Annotated in this window: 14 protein-coding genes; 3 read left to right on the forward strand and 11 right to left on the reverse strand. The window is 73.8% G+C overall.

The window, feature by feature from the left end:
- Positions 1–26: 26 nt before the first annotated feature.
- The 7 genes from OHT74_RS27135 to OHT74_RS27165 form a co-directional block, all read right to left on the reverse strand.
- Positions 27–755 carry a TetR/AcrR family transcriptional regulator gene (locus tag OHT74_RS27135; protein ID WP_266667629.1) on the reverse strand — a complete coding sequence of 243 codons (729 nt, stop codon included), beginning with the start codon at positions 753–755 and terminating at the stop codon, positions 27–29.
- Positions 756–785: 30 nt separating this feature from the next.
- On the reverse strand, positions 786–1832 hold the full coding sequence (locus tag OHT74_RS27140) for a PDR/VanB family oxidoreductase (protein WP_328621665.1): 1047 nt from the start codon (positions 1830–1832) through the stop codon (positions 786–788).
- Positions 1829–2725: a metal-dependent hydrolase gene (locus OHT74_RS27145; RefSeq protein WP_328621666.1), complete on the reverse strand. Its 897-nt coding sequence runs from the start codon at positions 2723–2725 to the stop codon at positions 1829–1831. The genes OHT74_RS27140 and OHT74_RS27145 overlap by 4 nt, the downstream gene beginning before the upstream one ends.
- Before the next feature lie 121 nt (positions 2726–2846).
- Entirely contained in the window at positions 2847–4307 is a 1461-nt protein-coding gene (locus OHT74_RS27150) for a hypothetical protein (RefSeq protein ID WP_443047733.1), read from the reverse strand.
- Positions 4308–4470: 163 nt separating this feature from the next.
- Positions 4471–6414, reverse strand: coding sequence for a hypothetical protein (locus tag OHT74_RS27155; RefSeq protein ID WP_443047574.1), 1944 nt, complete (start codon positions 6412–6414; stop codon positions 4471–4473).
- A gap of 97 nt (positions 6415–6511) precedes the next feature.
- On the reverse strand, positions 6512–7309 hold the full coding sequence (locus OHT74_RS27160; protein WP_328621668.1) for a tyrosine-protein phosphatase: 798 nt from the start codon (positions 7307–7309) through the stop codon (positions 6512–6514).
- 155 nt (positions 7310–7464) lie between these two features.
- Entirely contained in the window at positions 7465–8067 is a 603-nt protein-coding gene (locus OHT74_RS27165; RefSeq protein WP_328621669.1) for a rhomboid-like protein, read from the reverse strand.
- A gap of 65 nt (positions 8068–8132) precedes the next feature.
- Here OHT74_RS27165 and OHT74_RS27170 point away from each other — a divergent pair, with 65 nt between their 5' ends.
- Entirely contained in the window at positions 8133–8885 is a 753-nt protein-coding gene (locus tag OHT74_RS27170; RefSeq protein WP_328621670.1) for a hypothetical protein, read from the forward strand.
- An 88-nt stretch (positions 8886–8973) separates the two neighbouring features.
- Entirely contained in the window at positions 8974–10515 is a 1542-nt protein-coding gene (locus tag OHT74_RS27175; protein ID WP_328621671.1) for a PepSY-associated TM helix domain-containing protein, read from the forward strand.
- A gap of 105 nt (positions 10516–10620) precedes the next feature.
- Here OHT74_RS27175 and OHT74_RS27180 read toward each other — a convergent pair whose 3' ends face one another.
- A complete protein-coding gene (locus tag OHT74_RS27180) occupies positions 10621–11217 on the reverse strand; it encodes a winged helix-turn-helix domain-containing protein (protein ID WP_266667645.1) in 597 nt (198 codons plus the stop codon).
- 512 nt (positions 11218–11729) lie between these two features.
- Positions 11730–12749, reverse strand: a complete 1020-nt coding sequence (glnII, locus tag OHT74_RS27185; protein WP_266667649.1) for a glutamine synthetase — start codon at positions 12747–12749, stop codon at positions 11730–11732.
- A gap of 236 nt (positions 12750–12985) precedes the next feature.
- On the opposite strand from glnII, the gene OHT74_RS27190 reads away from it, so the two are divergent.
- Entirely contained in the window at positions 12986–13915 is a 930-nt protein-coding gene (locus OHT74_RS27190; RefSeq protein ID WP_328623402.1) for a Gfo/Idh/MocA family protein, read from the forward strand.
- 48 nt (positions 13916–13963) lie between these two features.
- Here the strand turns inward: OHT74_RS27190 and OHT74_RS27195 are convergent, their stop codons facing one another.
- Both OHT74_RS27195 and pdxR read right to left on the reverse strand, forming a co-directional pair.
- Positions 13964–14572: a hypothetical protein gene (locus OHT74_RS27195; RefSeq protein ID WP_328621672.1), complete on the reverse strand. Its 609-nt coding sequence runs from the start codon at positions 14570–14572 to the stop codon at positions 13964–13966.
- A gap of 38 nt (positions 14573–14610) precedes the next feature.
- A complete protein-coding gene (pdxR, locus tag OHT74_RS27200) occupies positions 14611–16179 on the reverse strand; it encodes a MocR-like pyridoxine biosynthesis transcription factor PdxR (RefSeq protein WP_328621673.1) in 1569 nt (522 codons plus the stop codon).
- Positions 16180–16208 lie beyond the last annotated feature (29 nt).

The following is a 16208-nucleotide window of genomic DNA, read 5'->3' on the forward strand; positions in this document are numbered from 1 at the left end:
CGGATGATCACCGGGGGCAGGTCAGGTCAGCGCGGGCCGGGCACCGCGTGCTCGGCGGCGGTGGCGGTGGGGACGAGCCCCCCGAGCCGCCCGACCAGCTCCCCGAACGGCCCGTCGGCCGGCTCGTCGGCGAGGATCCGCCCGAGGATCCCGGCCATCTCCCCGTCGTACGCGGCGCTCACGGCGGCCAGCGCGGCGAAGTCGTGCACGAGCTGCAGCTCCAGCTCGGCCCGCGGGATCTTCCGCCCCTCCAGCCAGATCAGCGCGGTGGACTCGGCCAGCGACACCCAGGACCGCACCACGAGTTCCAGCCGCGCGGGCGGCTTCTCGATCCCGATGTGCGTGAGGATCTGCTCGTAGGCAGCCTGCCGGACCTCGTCGATCATCGCGTTGGTCCGGTTGCTCCCGACCGCCGGCCCGCCGCGCATCAGCGCCGAGAATCCGGGCCCGTGGTCATCGACGAACGCGAAGAACCGGCCCATGACGCGCACCAGCCGCGCCCCGAGCGGGCCCTCCTGCGGCTCCACGAACCGCTGCGCGAGCTCATCGGCGGCCCGCCGCAGCGCGGCCTCGTACAGGCTCAACTTGCCCGGAAAGTAGTGGTAGACGAGCGGCCGGGATATCCCCGCGGCCGCCGCGATCTCGTCGATCGACACATCGTCGGGCGACCTGTGGCTGAACAGCTCCAGGGCCACCCCGATCAGCTGCTGCCGCCGCTCCTCGACACCCATCCTGCGCCGCGTCCCGGTAGTCATGCGGACACCCTACTGGGCCCGCAGCAGGGCTCAGAGATCCAGGACCAGGCGGTTGTCCTTGGCGCGGGAGACGCACAGGAGCATCGAGTCCTCGCGCTCCCGGTCCGTGAGGAGGGTGTCGCGGTGGTCCACCTCGCCTGCCAGGACGCGGTGTTGGCAGGTGCCGCAGAAGCCCTGTTCGCAGGAGTACGGGGTGGCGGGGAGTTCCCGGCGGACTGCGGCCAGGGTGGATTCGTCCGCCGCGACCTCGATCGTGCGGCCCGAGCGGTGGAGTTCCAGCGTGAAGGGGTGGGCGGTCCCGGCGGCGGGAGCCGCGGTGAAGCGTTCCACGTGGACCGGCGTGGTGGGTGGGGCTGCTTCCTGGACCGCCTTCATCAAGGGGGCCGGGCCGCAGCAGTAGATCAGGGTGTCCGGGCCCGTTGCGGCGAGCGGGGACAGGTCGGGGAGGCCCGCCTCGTCCTCCGGGGTGATGGTGACCCGGGAGCCGTAGGCCGCGAGTTCGGCGGCGAACGGCATGGAGGCTCTCGTGCGGCCGCCGTAGATCAGGGTCCAGTCCGCACCCGCCGCCGTGGCCTCGCGCAGCATCGGGAGGATCGGCGTGATGCCGATTCCGCCCGCCACGAAGAGATACGAGGAGGACGGCTCCAGCTCGAAGCGGTTGCGGGGCGGGCGTACGGGGACTTCCGCACCCGCCACCAGCTGGGCGTGCGCCTCGCGGGAGCCGCCGCGGCCGTCCTCGATCAGGCGGATCGCGATCGTGTAGCGGCCCGCGTCGGCCGGGTCGCCGCAGAGGCTGTACTGGCGGATCAGGCCCGAGGGGAGCCGTACGTCCACGTGCGCGCCCGGGGTCCACGGCGGGAGCTCCGGGGATTCGAGGGTCAGCATCAGGACCCCGTCCGCGGGCTCCGTACGGAACACGATCAGGGCCGGCAGCCAACGCCGCGGGGAGTGGCCCGAGACCGGGGTCTCCAGCGCCGGGAGGGGCCACAGGGGGGAGCGGGCGATGCGCCCCCGCAGGGCGCGGCGGGTCAGCAGCGCCGCGCCCGCCAGCGCCGCCACCTTCAGGACGCGGCTCATGCGGTGGCACCGCCGTTCGCACCGGGGGAGGAGGCCAGATAGGCCACGGCCTGGGCCGTCGAGCCCTCCTGGGAGGGGTGGTACGTACGGGAGAGGTACGTCGGGATCGACTTGAGCATGGCGCCCGTCGAGGGGAGCGTGCCCTGCCGGCCCGCGCGGAAGAACTGGCCGAGGGAGGCCTTGGCACCGGCCAGCTCCGGGTCGTTCTCCATGAAGAAGCGGGCGCCCCGCTGCCACAGGAAGACGAGGGCGGTGAACGCGGTCGCCCAGGTCCGGGCCCGTCGGCGGTAGCCGCCGTCCACGTGCATGAAGAGGTCGAAGGCCACCGAGCGGTGCTCCACCTCCTCTGCGCCGTGCCAGCGCAGCAGGTCCAGCATCATCGGGTCCGCGCCCCGGCGGTCCAGTTCGTCCGCGTTGAGCACCCAGTTCCCGAGGAACGCCGTGTAGTGCTCGATCGCCGCGATCATCGCGACCCGCTCCATGAGCCACCAGTGCCGGGCCTTGCCCGGGGGCAGCGTCCGGTCGCCCAGCAGCTTCTCGAAGAGCCAGTCCACCTGCGCCGTGTACGGGGTCGGGTCCAGGCCCAGCCGCTTCAGGTGGGGGAGCACATCGTCGTGCGCGGCGGCGTGCATGGCCTCCTGGCCGATGAACCCGACGACGTCCGCGCGCAGTTGCTCGTCCTTGATGTACGGGAGCACCTGCTTGTAGACGTGTACGAACCAGCGCTCGCCCGCGGGCAGCAGCAGGTGCAGCACGTTGATGGTGTGCGTGGCGAACGGGTCGCCGGGCAGCCAGTGGAGCGGGGTGTCCTCCCAGCCGAAGGACACGTTCCGCGCCTTGAGCTCCATGTGTTCCGACGCCACGGGGGCGGGCGCGGGCGGCGTATTAGACATGGCGTCAATGTACTGAGGGGTAGGACGGAGGAAAACCCCTCTGCGCCCACCACTTCACGCAAGAGTCCCCCGGGCGCGCACCGCGCCCGGGGGACTCAGGTCTGCCGTCCGGCCCGTCCGGCTAGCGCTCGGCGTGGCCGCTCGCGAGGGCCCACTCGCGGTTGAGCGTGCCCAGCGGGATCTTGCGCTCGAAGAGCGGCGTGCCGAACAGGGAGAGCTGCAGGTGCAGGTTCCCGCTCAGGTCGAAGCCGCCGTACAGCGCCCAGGAGCCGCTGAGGGAGGTCTTGCCGTCGCTGGACGCGCTCGCCTTGGCGTCGGCCTCGCCGCGCAGGTACGGGGCGAAGTCCGCGCTGACGCCCACGGCCCCGTACAGGCCGACGGAGGCCTCGGCGCCGAGCGCGCCCTTGACCTTGCCGGAGGCGGTGACGCTCGCCTTGACCGGCGTGCTCTGCACGTTCGACGCGCTGACCGGCGTCCAGCCCTTGCCCGTCGCGTAGCTGCCGCCGACCTTGAAGTCGCCCTTGACGTCCTGCTGGACGTCGAGGGTCACGCGGCCGTCGGCCTCCACCTGGACGTAGCAGGTCAGGTCCAGGTTGACGACGACCGGCACCGGGCCGACCTGGATGACCGGAGCGCTGTGCAGCTTGGCGAACGGGATCCGCTTGGCGGCCCCGGTGCTCGCGGCGGCGCGGCCCTGGAGCTTCCACTGCGAGGACCAGTCGCCGCTCATGCCGAGGAAGGCGGACCGCGGACCGGTGGCGCCGCCCCCGTCGTACGAGAACTCCACCTGGGGGGCGAGCTGGACGAACCCGGACACCGAGGCGCCGGCCGAGGCGGGGGCGTCCGGGGCGGTGTCGACGGCGGCGTTCACGTCGAGCCGCAGGTTGCCCAGGGGCAGCTTCGCGCCCTCGGGGCCGAACTTCACGCCCTGGCTCTTGGCCCAGGAGAAGGTGACGCCCTTCATCAGGGGCTCGACGGTGACCGACGAGGGGTCGACGGGGACCTTGCCGTCGGCCTTGTCGTCGTTCAGGACGGAGGCCAGCGTCGTGGAGGCGGTCTTGACCTCGGTGCCGCGGTCGGTCTTCCCGACGACCTCGGTGACCTTGGCGAGCAGGCCGTTGGGGGCGCCGGGCGCCGGCGCGCTGGCGATGACGTCGCCCACGGCGACGGGCTTGTCGGCCTCGGGGGACGCGCCCGATTCGGGCGACGTACCCGCAGCGGGGGCCTTGCCCGCCTCTGCGGACTTGCCCGCCTCCGGCTTCTTGCCCGGCGCGGGGGACTTGGCGGGCCCCTGCGGGGCCTTGGCTATGACGGCCCGTCCGCTCGCCTGGTCGTACGAGGCGACCTTGAGCGAGGACTTCTCGGTCTTGCCCTTCCCGCCGGCGCGGGCCACGGCCGCCGGTGTGGGGGTCCCCTGCGGCGCCGCGGCCACGTCGAGCTGCTGCGACGTGCCGTCGCCCGCGGGCGCGAGGGTGGCGGGGGCGGCCGCGTCGGCGGCGACGGTGTGCGGTGTCGAGGAGCAGCCGGTGGCGGTGAGTGCAAGTGTGGTCAGGCCGGGGAGCAGGAGCCGTCGGGCAAGCATGCGCACGTGGGTGAACCTTCAGTACGTGAGGGGGGTGTTGGCGGGTTACCGCGTGGTAACCGGAACCGATCATGCCATGTGCACACTGCGGCAGTCATGTCCGGATCCCGCCAACTCCCCGACCGTTCTTGACGGTTGAAGATTCACCCACCCTGCTGGGCGGCTACCGGAGCACCCCCGCCTTCGTACCGTCCGTGAGCTTGCCCGCCAGCTCCACCTGCGCACCCGCCGGCGCCTTCACCGCCAGCCGGTTGGCGTTCGCCGACCCGTTCACCCCGCCGCCCGACACCGACAGCGACGCGAACTGCGCACTGCCCGCCGCCAGCACGTACCACTGGCCCGCCTTCGACTTCCACAGCACGCCCGCCAGCACCCGCGGCTCCCGCGGCCCGCACGCGGGCGAGCCCTCCGCCTTCGCCGCCTGCGCCGCCAGCGGTGCGCCCGGGGTCAGGAACTGCGCCTGCACCCGGTCCTCCGTGCCCGCCCAGGTCTCCGCCCGGGTGCACAGCCAGGTCGCCGTGCCGTCGCCTTCGGGCAGCGGCTGCTTCGCGTACGTCCAGGCGTTGACGCTGCGGACGCCGTGCGAGCGGACCGACGGCAGCAGGCACGCGATCCGCGACCAGTCGCCGAGCTCCGCACCCTCCGCCACATCGCGCTCCGCGCCCGGCGCGCCCGAGGTCAGCCGGGCCGGGGTCAGCTCGCCGAGGTCGGTGACCAGCCGGGTGGAGCCGTTGCCGGTCAGCGCCAGGGCGTTCCAGCCGGTGCAGTTGCCCGACGGTGCGGGGCTCGCCACCGGCGGGGTGATCCCGTCCTGGCCCGGCTTCAGCACCGTCGGGGCGTCACCGGGCTTCAGCAGGTCCCGCAGCCCCACTCCGGTGACCCACGGCGCGGTCAGGTAGCGGACGTTGCCGTCGACCCGGCTCAGTACGAGCGCGGCCGAGTTCTCCGCCGAGGCGCCGTCGGTCCGGGCGAAGTCGAGGGCGGCGACCGAGGTCCCGGTGCGCGGTTCGGCGTACCGGACCACGCGCAGGCCGTCGTACAGCAGGACCACGACCGCCTGGTCGACGGTGCCCGCGAACAGCAGCTGCGGCGGGCCCATCGGCGGTCCGGGCGGCGTGCCGGGGGTGGCCGACGCGACGACCGTCGAGCCCGGCCGGGCCCAGACGGCCAGCGCCCGGCGCAGCAGCTCGGCGTCGTCGGCCCGGTCGCCGCGCGCGGGCCAGGTGGAGAAGCCCGTACGGGAGGACGTACGCCAGAGCGTGGGCGCGACCCGGACCAGCTTGCCCGGATCCAGGGCCTGCTCCGACGCCGCGTTGCGCGCGTACGGCGGGGCCGCGGCTCCGTCCGCGCCCCAGCCGCCGCCGGGCAGCGCGAGCAGCGCCCCGCACACGGCGAGGGCGGCCGCGGCGGCCAGCCCGGCCCGGACGAACCGCCGTCGGCGCAGCAGGTCGGTGGGCCGCGCCTGGAGTACGCACGGATCGAACTCGGGGGAGGCGAACAGGGCGTCGTTGGCCGGATCCCCCGATTCCGCGACCGCGGCGGCGGGGTTCGCGACCCCGGCCTCGGTCAGCACCCGGAGCACCTCGGGCTCCGGCAGCCGTTCGAGGGCGCGCAGGACGCAGGCCGCCCGGCCGGGCCCGTCGAGGGTGGCCAGCCACTGGTCCAGGGCCAGCTCCTCGGCCCCGCCCGAGCGCGGGAACAGCCGCAGCCCCCACACCTGGGGGAGCAGCGGAGGCAGCTGCGCCCGCCGGGGCAGCGCCCGGAAGGTCAGCGGAATCCCGGCCTCCAGGGCGGCGCGCAGCACCCGCAGCCGGACGTACGCGTACCCGGACTCGGCGCCCGCGGTCCCGCGCTGGCCCGGAACCCCGCCCTGTACGGCGGCTGCGGCGGCGGCCTCTGCACCGGCGCCGCGCCGACCGCGCGGCAGGGCCCGCTGGGCCAGCGAATGGGCGGTGAGCACCCGCCGGTTGCGGCCGAGGGCGGGCGGCAGCACCAGATAGGCGAGCCGCACCAGCCGCGGGTAGTGCTCGACGATGGCGGCCTCGGCCAGCTCGACGTCGGGCGGCACGGGAGACGGGGGGCGGGTGGCGGTATCCGGCGCAGTCACGTTCAGCAGAACGAGCGAATCGTCGGATGGTCACCCGCCCCCAGGTCACACGTTCGGGTCGAATGCCGGCCGCGGAAGGGGTCGGGCCAGGTCCGGATCAGGCCGCGAGGCGGGCGCGGAGCGCCTCGACCGTCTCGTCGGGGACGCCGAGGCCCTCGCGCACGTACTTCTCCATCGAGCCGTACCGCGTGTTCACCTCGTCGAGCGCGGCCTCCAGGTACGAGGGGAAGACGCCGATCAGGCCCAGCGCGATGTCCGGGTTGCCGCCGGCGACGGTGAAGCCCTCGATCAGCGGCGCGAAGGCCTGCTTGACCGCCGGATTGACGGAGAGGTACTCGGCCATCAGGGTCTCGTCGTCCGCGCCGAGCAGCGACAGGACGACGGTCGCGCCCCAGCCCGTACGGTCCTTGCCGGCCGTGCAGTGGAACAGCAGCGGGCCCGCGTCCGGGTCCGCGAGCTCGGTGAGCAGGGTCCGGTACGCGGCCTGCGCGGAAGCGGTGTTCACGAAGGACTGGTAGGTGTCGGCGAACAGCTTCTGCACCTTGCCGCCACCCAGGTGCTCCTCCGCCATCGCCGGGTCGGACAGCAGGTCCTTGAGCTGCGTGGCGGCCGGCATCTTGCCGGAGCTCAGCTTGTCGGCGAGGACGTCGCCGATCAGGAGGCGGGCGCCCGCCGGTATCCGGTCCGGGTGGTCGGCGCGCTCGGCATCGGTGCGGAAGTCGATGACCGTACGCAGGCCCAGCGCGGCCACGACCGGGTCGGCGTCGACGTCGAGCCGGTCGAGCTGGCCGGAGCGCAGGGCCAGCCCGGGGCGGACGGTGCGACCGCCGGAGAGGGGGGTGCCGCCCAGGTCGCGCAGGTTGGCGACGGTGGTGGAGGGGGTGGTGGTGGTCATCGTGGCGGCTCCAGCGGTGTGCAGGCGGTGCGAGCGGTGCAGAGGGTGGTGCGGGTGGTGCGAGCGGTGCAGAGGGTGGTGCGGGTGGTGCGAGCGGTGCAGAGGGTGGTGCGGGCAGTGCGGGTGGTGCGGAGGGTGTTGCGGATGGTGCGTGTTCACCCGATTTTCAGATGTTTCGTCCCCGATCGGTAATCGAGGGCGAGCGAGAGCCCGACCCCGATCCCCAGGGCCGCCAGGTGCCCGGCGTCCGTGAAGGTCCGGTCCCGCTTCAGCACCGGCACCGCGGCGAGAGCCAGCAGCCCCACCCGGGCGGCCGTACGGACCGGCCCGCGCGGCAGCGCGGAGGTCAGTGCGCCGAGCACGGCGTTGAACCCGTAGCTGGTCCCCACGTCCAGGGCCCGCCTGGTCAGCGGATCGGCCGTACGGCGCAGGGCGCCGTGGATCAGGAGCGTCGCCGTGGCGTGCCCGAACACGAACACCGCGGCCGTCCACCAGGCCCCGTACGCGTACTCCGCGTACCCGAGGACCGCGACGAGCAGCAGCGCGTACGGCAGCGGCATGGGCTCCTCGACGACGAAGGCGCTGCTCAGCAGGGTCTCCCAGCGGCCGGCGGCGAGGTTGTCGACGTTCGTCGAGCAGCCCCGCAGCACCCGGTCCCGCTCTGCCGCCCCGAGCCGGTCCAGTGCGTACGCACCGAGCTGGACCCCGCCCGCGTACACCACGCCGAGCGTCGGCGGAGGCCATGGCAGTGAATTCATCCGATCATGATCGGATACGGCCCTCGGACTGGCGGAACCGGGTCCCGTGCGAGCATGTTCCTGCCATGCCAGAGATCCCCGCGCCGATGCGCACCGCACGGGCCGCGATGTTCGCGGCGGTGTGCACCGCATTGGGCGCCGTGGGGCATTCGCACATGTCCGGCACGGATATTCCACTGATAGGCCTTCTGGGTGCTTTCGGGGTGACCGGCGGGCTTGCACGGCTCGCAGCCGGGCGCCGCCGCGGGCCCGTCGCGATCAGTGCGGCGCTGCTCGCCGTCCAGGGCGTACTGCACCTGGTCTTCTCCGGCGGCCAGGCGGGTCACGGCGGCCACACCGGTCACACCACGAAGTCCATGCCCCTGCCCATGTCCATGCCCGAGCCGATGCCCGGGCACCACCACCTGGCGGGCACGGCGCTGCCCGAGGCGGCGGACGGCATGGCCGGGATGGCTGACATGAGCGGGATGGCGGGCATGGCCGACATGGCCGGGCACGGCGGTCTCGGCATGATCGCCGCGCACGTGCTCGCCGGGCTGTTCTGCGCCGCCTGGCTGGCGTGGGGCGAGGCCGCCGTGTTCCGGCTGGCCGCCGTCCTCGGCTCCGCCGCGCTGCTGGCGGCCCGGCCGCTCGCCCGCGCGGTCGCCCTGGTCCGGGCCCGCGTGGCCCCCGTACCGCCGCGGCCCGCGCCCCGCCCCGCGTACGAACCCCCGCGCAGGCTGCGCGGGGCCGTGCCCGCGCACGCCCTGGTGCGCCGCGGGCCGCCCGGGTGGCGAGACACCCGCGCCACGGCCCCCGGCCGTCCTGCCTGCGCCTGACCGGCGCACCTCCTTCATCGGCGAGGTGGCGGGACCCGGGGCCGGTTCACCCGAGTCTTCGCCCACAGGGCCAACACCTAGGACCCACATGTCCCTTGAAGAGGTTCAGGACGTCCGCACCCCGGACGCCGACACACCCGCTGCACCCATCGCACCTGCCACTCCCACAACGGACGGCGCGGTCGCTTCGGCCGAGGCGCCCTCGAAGCCCGGCACCTGGGCGGCGCTGCGGCCGCTGCTCCTGCGCATGCACTTCTACGCCGGGATCCTGATAGCCCCGCTGCTGTTCCTCGCCGCCGCCACCGGCCTGCTGTACGCCGCCTCCTGGCAGGCCGAGAAGATCATCTACTCCGACGAACTGACCGTCACCCAGGTCCGCGAGAGCACGGCGCCGCTCAGTGCCCAGGTCACGGCCGCCCGGGCCACCGTTCCCGAGGGCAAGGTCGTGGGCGTGTGGCCCGCGCCCGACGCCGAGGCGACCACCCGCGTGATCATGGAGGTCCCCGGGCTGGAGGAGGGCCGGACGCAGACCGTGTTCGTGGATCCGTATACGGCCCACGTCAACGGGCAGCTGACCACCGAGGGCGACGCGCTGCCGCTGCGCGCCTGGCTCAGCGAGTTCCACTCCAGCCTCCAGCTGGGCGAGTTCGGCCGGAACTACAGCGAGCTCGCCGCGAGCTGGCTGTGGGTCGTCGCACTCGGCGGACTCGCCCTGTGGATCGGCCGCCGCCGGTCCCGCAAGGCCCTGCTCGTCCTGCCCGACCGCGCCGCCGCCGGCCGCCGCAAGACCCTCTCCTGGCACGGGGCCGTCGGCCTCTGGGCCGTCGCCGGACTCGTCGCGCTGTCCGCCACCGGCCTGACCTGGTCGAAGTACGCGGGCGAGAACATCGGGCAGCTCCAGGACAGCCTCGGCGGCGCCACCCCGTCCGTGTCCGCGGCCCTCGCGCCCGGTTCGGATTCCGCTGCCGGCTCCGGCTCCGGTTCGGGTTCCGGCTCGGGCTCCGGCTCCGGCGAGCACGCCGGGCACGGCGGGACCGGCGGCATGGAGATGCCCGGGACGCCGTCCGCCGCGGACATAGGCATCGACAAGGCCGTGGCCGCCGCCCGCGCCGCCGGGGTCACCGAGGAACTCCGCATCACCCTGCCCGCGAAGGGCAAGGGCTACGTGGTCAAGGAGCAGGACAAGCAGCTGCCGGTCCACCTGGACTCCGTCGCCGTGGACCCCGCCGACGGCCGGATCATGGACGAACTCCGCTTCGCCGACTACCCGGTCCTCGCACAGCTGACGCGCTTCGGCATCGACCTGCACATGGGGAAGACCTTCGGCCTCGCCAACCAGATCGCGCTCGCCGCGCTCGCGGTCGCGGTGATGTTCCTGGTCTTCTGGGGCTACCGGATGTGGTGGCTGCGCCGGCCCACCAAGGACCGCACCCTCTCGGTCGGCCGCGCCCAGCCGCGCGGAGCCTGGCGCAAGGTGCCGCTGACGATGCTGCTCCCGCTGGCGGCCGTGATCGCCGTGGTCGGGTGGTTCGTACCGCTGCTCGGCATCAGCCTCGTGGCCTTCCTGGCGGTCGACGTGCTGCTGGGGCTGTTCGCGGCGCGCCGCACGAAGGCGGCCACCGCGCCGTAGAGCCCGGACGGTCCGTCCCGACGCGCACGGTGGGCCCGTACTCCGTCACGGAGTACGGGCCCACCGTCGTGCGCGGTGCCCTGCCGTGGCGCGCCGAACCGGCACTCAGGGCGCGTACTTGTAGCCCACCCGGCGCACGGTCTGGATCGCACCGCGGTGCGCCGCGCCCAGCTTGCGGCGCAGGCGGGCGACGTGGACGTCCACGGTCCGGCCGTCGCCGACGTGGCCGTAGCCCCAGACCGTGGTCACCAGCTGGTCCCGGCTGTGCACCCGGTGCGGGTGCGCCACCAGGTGGGCCAGCAGCTCGAACTCCAGGTACGTCAGGTCGAGTACGCGGCCGTCGACCTCGGCGGTGCGCTGCGCCGCGTCGATGCGGACGAGCTCGTCCCCGGTGGTGGCCGGGGCCGGCCGGGGAGCGGCCGGGGCGGGAACGGACTGGGGGGCGAAGGCGATCGGCGGCTGCTGGTCCGCCGGTACGAGGACCAGGTAGCCGACCATCGGCGGCTGGCCCGGCAGCGTCGGCAGGGTGTGCTGCGGCGCGGGCAGCCAGGTGGCGCCGGGCGGCAGGAGGTCGGCCACGCGGGCGACCTCGTCGCGGTCCACGGCACGCAGCCGGTGGCGCGGACTGGGCGGATAGGCGAAGGGCGTGGTCGCAGCGGTCGCGGCGGAGGCGGCGGACGTCAGGGAACGGGTGTGAGACATGAGTGGTCAGCTCTTTCACGCGGAGTGGTCGGCAGGAGACGTACGTACGTCATCGCGTTCCGCGCAGACCGAAGGCCTCGGGGAAGGTCCGGTGGGAGTTCCCGGAAGGCTTTAGAGGGTCGGCGCGTTCTTCACGCGGCGACACACCCGGTCGAAATCGTGGTCCTGACGGGAGGGCCAGAACGGCTCGAGGTCGCTGCGACCGTTCGAGGTGTGCGAGTGGCTGGCCATGAGCTCATTGAAGCAGACGTAACGGGTGCGGGGCAGGCCCCGTCTCAGGTCGTGGAGCGGAATCTCAAATTCCGCGATCATTCCTCGACTTGTGATGGACAATGCCGGATAAAACGTCACCGAGTGGCGCCGGTCCGGGCATCCGTACCGGCGCCCCGTATCGCATGCTGGTCGGTTGCGTGGACGCACGACGCAAGACGCCCGCCGGGCCACGGGGGCTCGGCGGGCGTCGCGCGTCGTGTCGCAGTGTCGGCTGCGGGAGGGGGAGGGGAGGCCGGGTCCTAGACCAGGCCCTCCTTCTGCAGGCTCGTGCAGCAGGTGTCCGTGATCAGGCGGGTCACCACGTACGGGTCCACGTTCGCGTTCGGGCGGCGGTCCTCGATGTAGCCCTTGCCGTCCTTCTCCACCTGCCACGGGATGCGGACCGAGGCACCGCGGTCGGAGACGCCGTAGCTGAACTCGTTCCACGGGGCGGTCTCGTGCAGGCCCGTCAGGCGCTCGTCGATGCCGGCGCCGTAGTTCTTGACGTGGTCCAGCGGCTTCGAGCCCTCGCCCAGCGACTCGCACGCGGTGATGATGGCGCGGTAGTCCTCGCGCATCGCCTTCGTGGAGAAGTTGGTGTGCGCGCCCGCGCCGTTCCAGTCGCCCTTCACCGGCTTCGGGTTCAGCGTCGCGGAGACGTTGAAGTCCTCGGCGGTGCGGTAGAGCAGCCAGCGCGCGATCCACAGCTGGTCGGAGACCTCCAGCGGGCCCACGGGGCCGACCTGGAACTCCCACTGGCCGGGCATGACCTCGGCGTTGATGCCGGAGATGCTCAGGCCCGCCGCGAGGCAGTGGTCCAGGTGCTTCTCGACGATCTCGCGGCCGAAGATCTCGTCCGAGCCGACACCGCAGTAGTAGCCGCCCTGCGCGGCCGGGAAGCCGCCCACCGGGAAGCCGAGCGGCCGGATGCCGTCGAAGAAGGTGTACTCCTGCTCGATGCCGAAGATCGGCTCCTGGTCCGCGAACTGCTCGGCGATCGGACGCAGCAGAGCGCGGGTGTTCGACTCGTGCGGGGTCATGTCGATGTTCATGACCTCGCACAGCACGAGGAGGTTGTCCCCGCCGCGGATCGGGTCCGGGCAGGAGAACACCGGCTGCAGCACGCGGTCGGAGGCGTGACCCTCGGCCTGGTTGGTGCTCGATCCGTCGAAGCCCCAGATCGGCAGCGCGTCGCCGGCAGCCAGGATCTTCGTCTTGGAGCGCAGCTTCGCCGTCGGCTCGGTGCCGTCGATCCAGATGTACTCAGCCTTGTAGCTCACGGGCCCCATCCTTCGGTGCGTCGCTCCGGCGCAGACTCTGCGGGTGCTGCGTTCGTGGTGTTGCGATGTCGCTGCGGTGTTGACCGCAGCGTGCCCGCTCGCGATTTCTCTTCCGTTGCCCGGGTGTGAACCCCGTGTTACCGAGGTTTACGCTGCAGGTCGGGTGGGTTGTGCGGGTTGGTGGCAGCACACCCGTCCGAGTGGGGCAGACTGAGCAGGTGAGCATTTCGTACGATTTGACCTCTGCCGCCGCCCCCACGGACTCCCCCCGCCTGCCGGCCCGCCCCCGGGTCGGCCTGCTGGGTACCGGCCCCTGGGCCCACCGCACCCATGCCCCCGCCCTTGCCGCGCACGCCGCCTCCGAGTTCGCCGGAGTGTGGGGCCGCCGCCCCGAAGCCGCCGCCGAGCTGGCCGACGCGTACGGCGTGAAGGTGTACGAAGACCCCGACGAACTGTTCGCCGACTGTGACGTCGCGGCCTTCGCCCTGCCGCCCGACGTACAGGCCCCGCTCGCGGTGCGCGCCGCCGCGGCGGGCTGCCAACTGCTGCTCGACAAGCCCGTCGCCACGACCGCCCGGGACGCCCGGGCCGTGGCCGACGCCGTCGCCCGGCACGGCGTCGCCTCCGTCGTCTTCCTCACCCTGCGCTTCGCCGAGCCCGCGGCCGGCTGGGTCGCCGAGCAGGCGGGCCGCTCCGGCTGGTTCACGGCGAGCGCCCACTGGCTCGGCGCCGTCTTCCCGCCCGACGGCATGCCCAGCGCGTACGCCGCCTCGCCCTGGCGAAAGGCCAAGGGCGGGCTCTGGGACGTCGGCCCGCACGCCCTGTCCGTCCTGATCCCGGTCCTGGGCGACGTCACGTCCGTCACCGCCACCCGCGGGCCCTCCGACGTGGTCCAGCTCGCCCTGCGCCACGCCTCGGGCGCCGCCAGCACCGCCGTGCTCAGCCTCGGCGCGCCGACCGCGGCGGCCGGGGTGGGGCTGGAGGTGCGCGGGGCCGAAGGCGTGTTCTCGCTGCCCAACTGGACCGACGTACCCGGTGCGTACGGGCGCGCCCTGGACGCGCTGCTCACCGCGGCCCGGACGGGGGTCGCGGACCCGCGCGACGCGGAGTTCGCGGCCCGGCTGACGGAGATCCTGGCGGAGGCGGAGGCGCAGCTGCCGGACTGAGGGGGCGGGCCGGGGCGGGTCCGGGGCTCGCGGGCGAGCCGGCCGGGCCTACTTGATGACGGCGTTGGCCACGATGATGGCCAGCCCGATGGTGGCGTCCGCGAGGCCCATCAGCAGGGCCGAACCGAACCGGTAGCCGACGCGGAGCGCCACGAAGGAGCCCCAGGCGAACAGCAGCGCGGTGTTCAGGCCGAGCCCGACGGCGGTCACCCCGTACGAGTCCCAGTCGGTGAGCCCGGCGACGACCAGCAGCAGGACCGTGGGAAGAGCGGCCACGATCATCGGCCACTCGTTCCACAGCGCCCGCGAGAGCACCCGCCAGCGGTGGGCGGCGGAGCCGGGCTGATGGGTGGTCATGTGGTGCGAGTAGCCGTGCGCGAGGGCGGCCGCGCAGGCGGTGACCAGCACCCAGCTGGCGTCGTAGAACGGGGTGAACGCGTCGCCCGCCTGATCGAGCGCGGCCAGCAGCGCGGACGCGAGCACCGTCCCGTAGACCCCGCCGAACATCCAGTCGGCCCCTCGGCGCGGCGGGGGGAGGCGGGGCGCGGCGGCGGGTTGCCGGGACGGGGCGTCGGGCCGGGGATCGGCGGGGAAGGGCTGTGCCTGATGCCGGTTCGGCTCGTTCTCTTCGGTCGGGTCGTTCTGTCCGTGGTTCATCCCGGCCCCTCGATCCAATACATCCCATTTGCTTGGTTTCACACCCTATGGGGTGAGGAGGTGAGGGCGGGATGAGTACGAGTGCGAGCGGCCCGTGTGTGCGGGCTCATCGCTTCCGCCAGTGCTTCCACCGCTCGGCCGAATGCGGCTTCCGGTGGCGCCGCGTACCCCACCACCAGTCCCTCCCTGCCCGCCCCGGCCGCGGCCGGGTGCCGGTATTCCGACAGGCCGTCCAGCGCCAGGCCCGCCGCGCGGGCCGCCTCCAGCGCCGCCGCCTCCCTCCCCGGCGGGAGCTCCAGGACCGCGTGCAGTCCCGCCGAGATGCCCGTCACCCGCAACTCCGGGGCGCGGGACGCCAGTACGGAGACGAGCTGGTCGCGACGGCCGCGGTAGCGGTGTCGCATGCGGCGGATGTGGCGGTCGTACGCACCGCATGCGATGAAGTCGGCCAGTGCCAGCTGGTCCAGGGCGCTCGCCCAGGACTCCCGCAGGCCCTTCGCCGCCAGGACCCGGTCGACCAGGTGGTCCGGCAGCACCAGCCAGCCCAGGCGGACGGCGGGGGAGAGGGACTTGCTCAGCGAGCCCGCATAGACGACGTGCTCGGGGTCCAGGCCCTGTACGGCGCCGACCGCCTTGCGGTCGTAGCGGAACTCTCCGTCGTAGTCGTCCTCCACGATCAGCCCGCCCGTCGTACGGGCCCACTCCACGGCGGCGGCCCGCCGCGCCGGAAGCAGCGCGGCGCCCGTCGGGAACTGGTGCGCCGGGGTCAGCAGCAGGGTGCGCGCCCGGGCCGGGATCCCGTCCGGGCGGGCGCCGTCCTCGTCGACGGGGACGGGGTGCGGGCGGACCCCGGAGGCTTCGAGGATGCCGCGGTGGAAGGGGAGTCCGTACTCCTCCACGGCCCAGTCGCGGGGCCGCAGCGACGCGAGGAGCCGCAGGCCGTTCGCGAAGCCGGAGCAGACGACGACGTTCTCCGGGCCGGTACGCACGCCACGCGCCCGGGACAGGTACGCGGCCAGCGCCCGCCGCAGCTCCGGGCGGCCCCGGGGATCGCCGGGCCCGAAGGCCTCGGTGGGGGCCTCCGCGAGGGCCCGCCGGGCACTCGCGGACCAGGCGCCCCGCGGGAAGGAGGCGGGGTCGGGCTTGCCCTGGAGCAGGTCGTGGCGCGGACCCTCGGGGACGGCCGGGGTCGCCGGGGCGGCCGGCGCGGCGGCGGTGGCCGCCCCCTCGGCGACCCGGGTGCCGGAGCCCTGCCGGGCGGTGAACCAGCCCTCGGCGACGAGCTCGGCGTAGGCGTCGGCAACGGCATTGCGGGCCAGCCCGAGGTCGGCGGCCAGCGCCCGGTAGGGCGGCAGCCGGGTCCCGCCGGCGAGCCGCCCGCTGCGCACGGCTTCGCGGAGGGCCTGGGCGAGGGCGGTACGCCGGGCGCCGTGCGGGGGCAGCTCGAGATGCAGGTCGGTGCCGGTGCCGGTGCCGGTGCCTGAGCCGTCACCGGTGCCTGGGCCCGGGCACGGGCCCGGGCCCGTGCCGTCGCCGGGTCCGGCGGTGGTGGTGCCGGTGTCCGTGCCGGATGCGGTGGCTGCGGGGGCCGTGTGGTCGGACGTCATACCGGGAGCGTAGGCGGGCGCGCCGAACC

Origin of the sequence: Streptomyces sp. NBC_00354 (genome assembly GCF_036106915.1) — a bacterium.
GTDB lineage: Bacteria > Actinomycetota > Actinomycetes > Streptomycetales > Streptomycetaceae > Streptomyces.

Excerpts from the sequence above, each read along its gene's own strand:
- OHT74_RS27180 (WP_266667645.1), bottom strand. The coding sequence starts at position 11,217 with ATGTCTCACACCCGTTCCCTGACGTCCGCCGCCTCCGCCGCGACCGCT.
- OHT74_RS27140 (WP_328621665.1), bottom strand. The coding sequence starts at position 1,832 with ATGAGCCGCGTCCTGAAGGTGGCGGCGCTGGCGGGCGCGGCGCTGCTG.
- OHT74_RS27175 (WP_328621671.1), top strand. The coding sequence starts at position 8,974 with ATGTCCCTTGAAGAGGTTCAGGACGTCCGCACCCCGGACGCCGACACA.
- OHT74_RS27145 (WP_328621666.1), bottom strand. The coding sequence starts at position 2,725 with ATGTCTAATACGCCGCCCGCGCCCGCCCCCGTGGCGTCGGAACACATG.
- pdxR (WP_328621673.1), bottom strand. The coding sequence starts at position 16,179 with ATGACGTCCGACCACACGGCCCCCGCAGCCACCGCATCCGGCACGGAC.
- OHT74_RS27165 (WP_328621669.1), bottom strand. The coding sequence starts at position 8,067 with ATGAATTCACTGCCATGGCCTCCGCCGACGCTCGGCGTGGTGTACGCG.
- OHT74_RS27135 (WP_266667629.1), bottom strand. The coding sequence starts at position 755 with ATGACTACCGGGACGCGGCGCAGGATGGGTGTCGAGGAGCGGCGGCAG.
- OHT74_RS27160 (WP_328621668.1), bottom strand. The coding sequence starts at position 7,309 with ATGACCACCACCACCCCCTCCACCACCGTCGCCAACCTGCGCGACCTG.
- OHT74_RS27195 (WP_328621672.1), bottom strand. The coding sequence starts at position 14,572 with ATGAACCACGGACAGAACGACCCGACCGAAGAGAACGAGCCGAACCGG.
- OHT74_RS27150 (WP_443047733.1), bottom strand. The coding sequence starts at position 4,307 with ATGCTTGCCCGACGGCTCCTGCTCCCCGGCCTGACCACACTTGCACTC.
- OHT74_RS27170 (WP_328621670.1), top strand. The coding sequence starts at position 8,133 with ATGCCAGAGATCCCCGCGCCGATGCGCACCGCACGGGCCGCGATGTTC.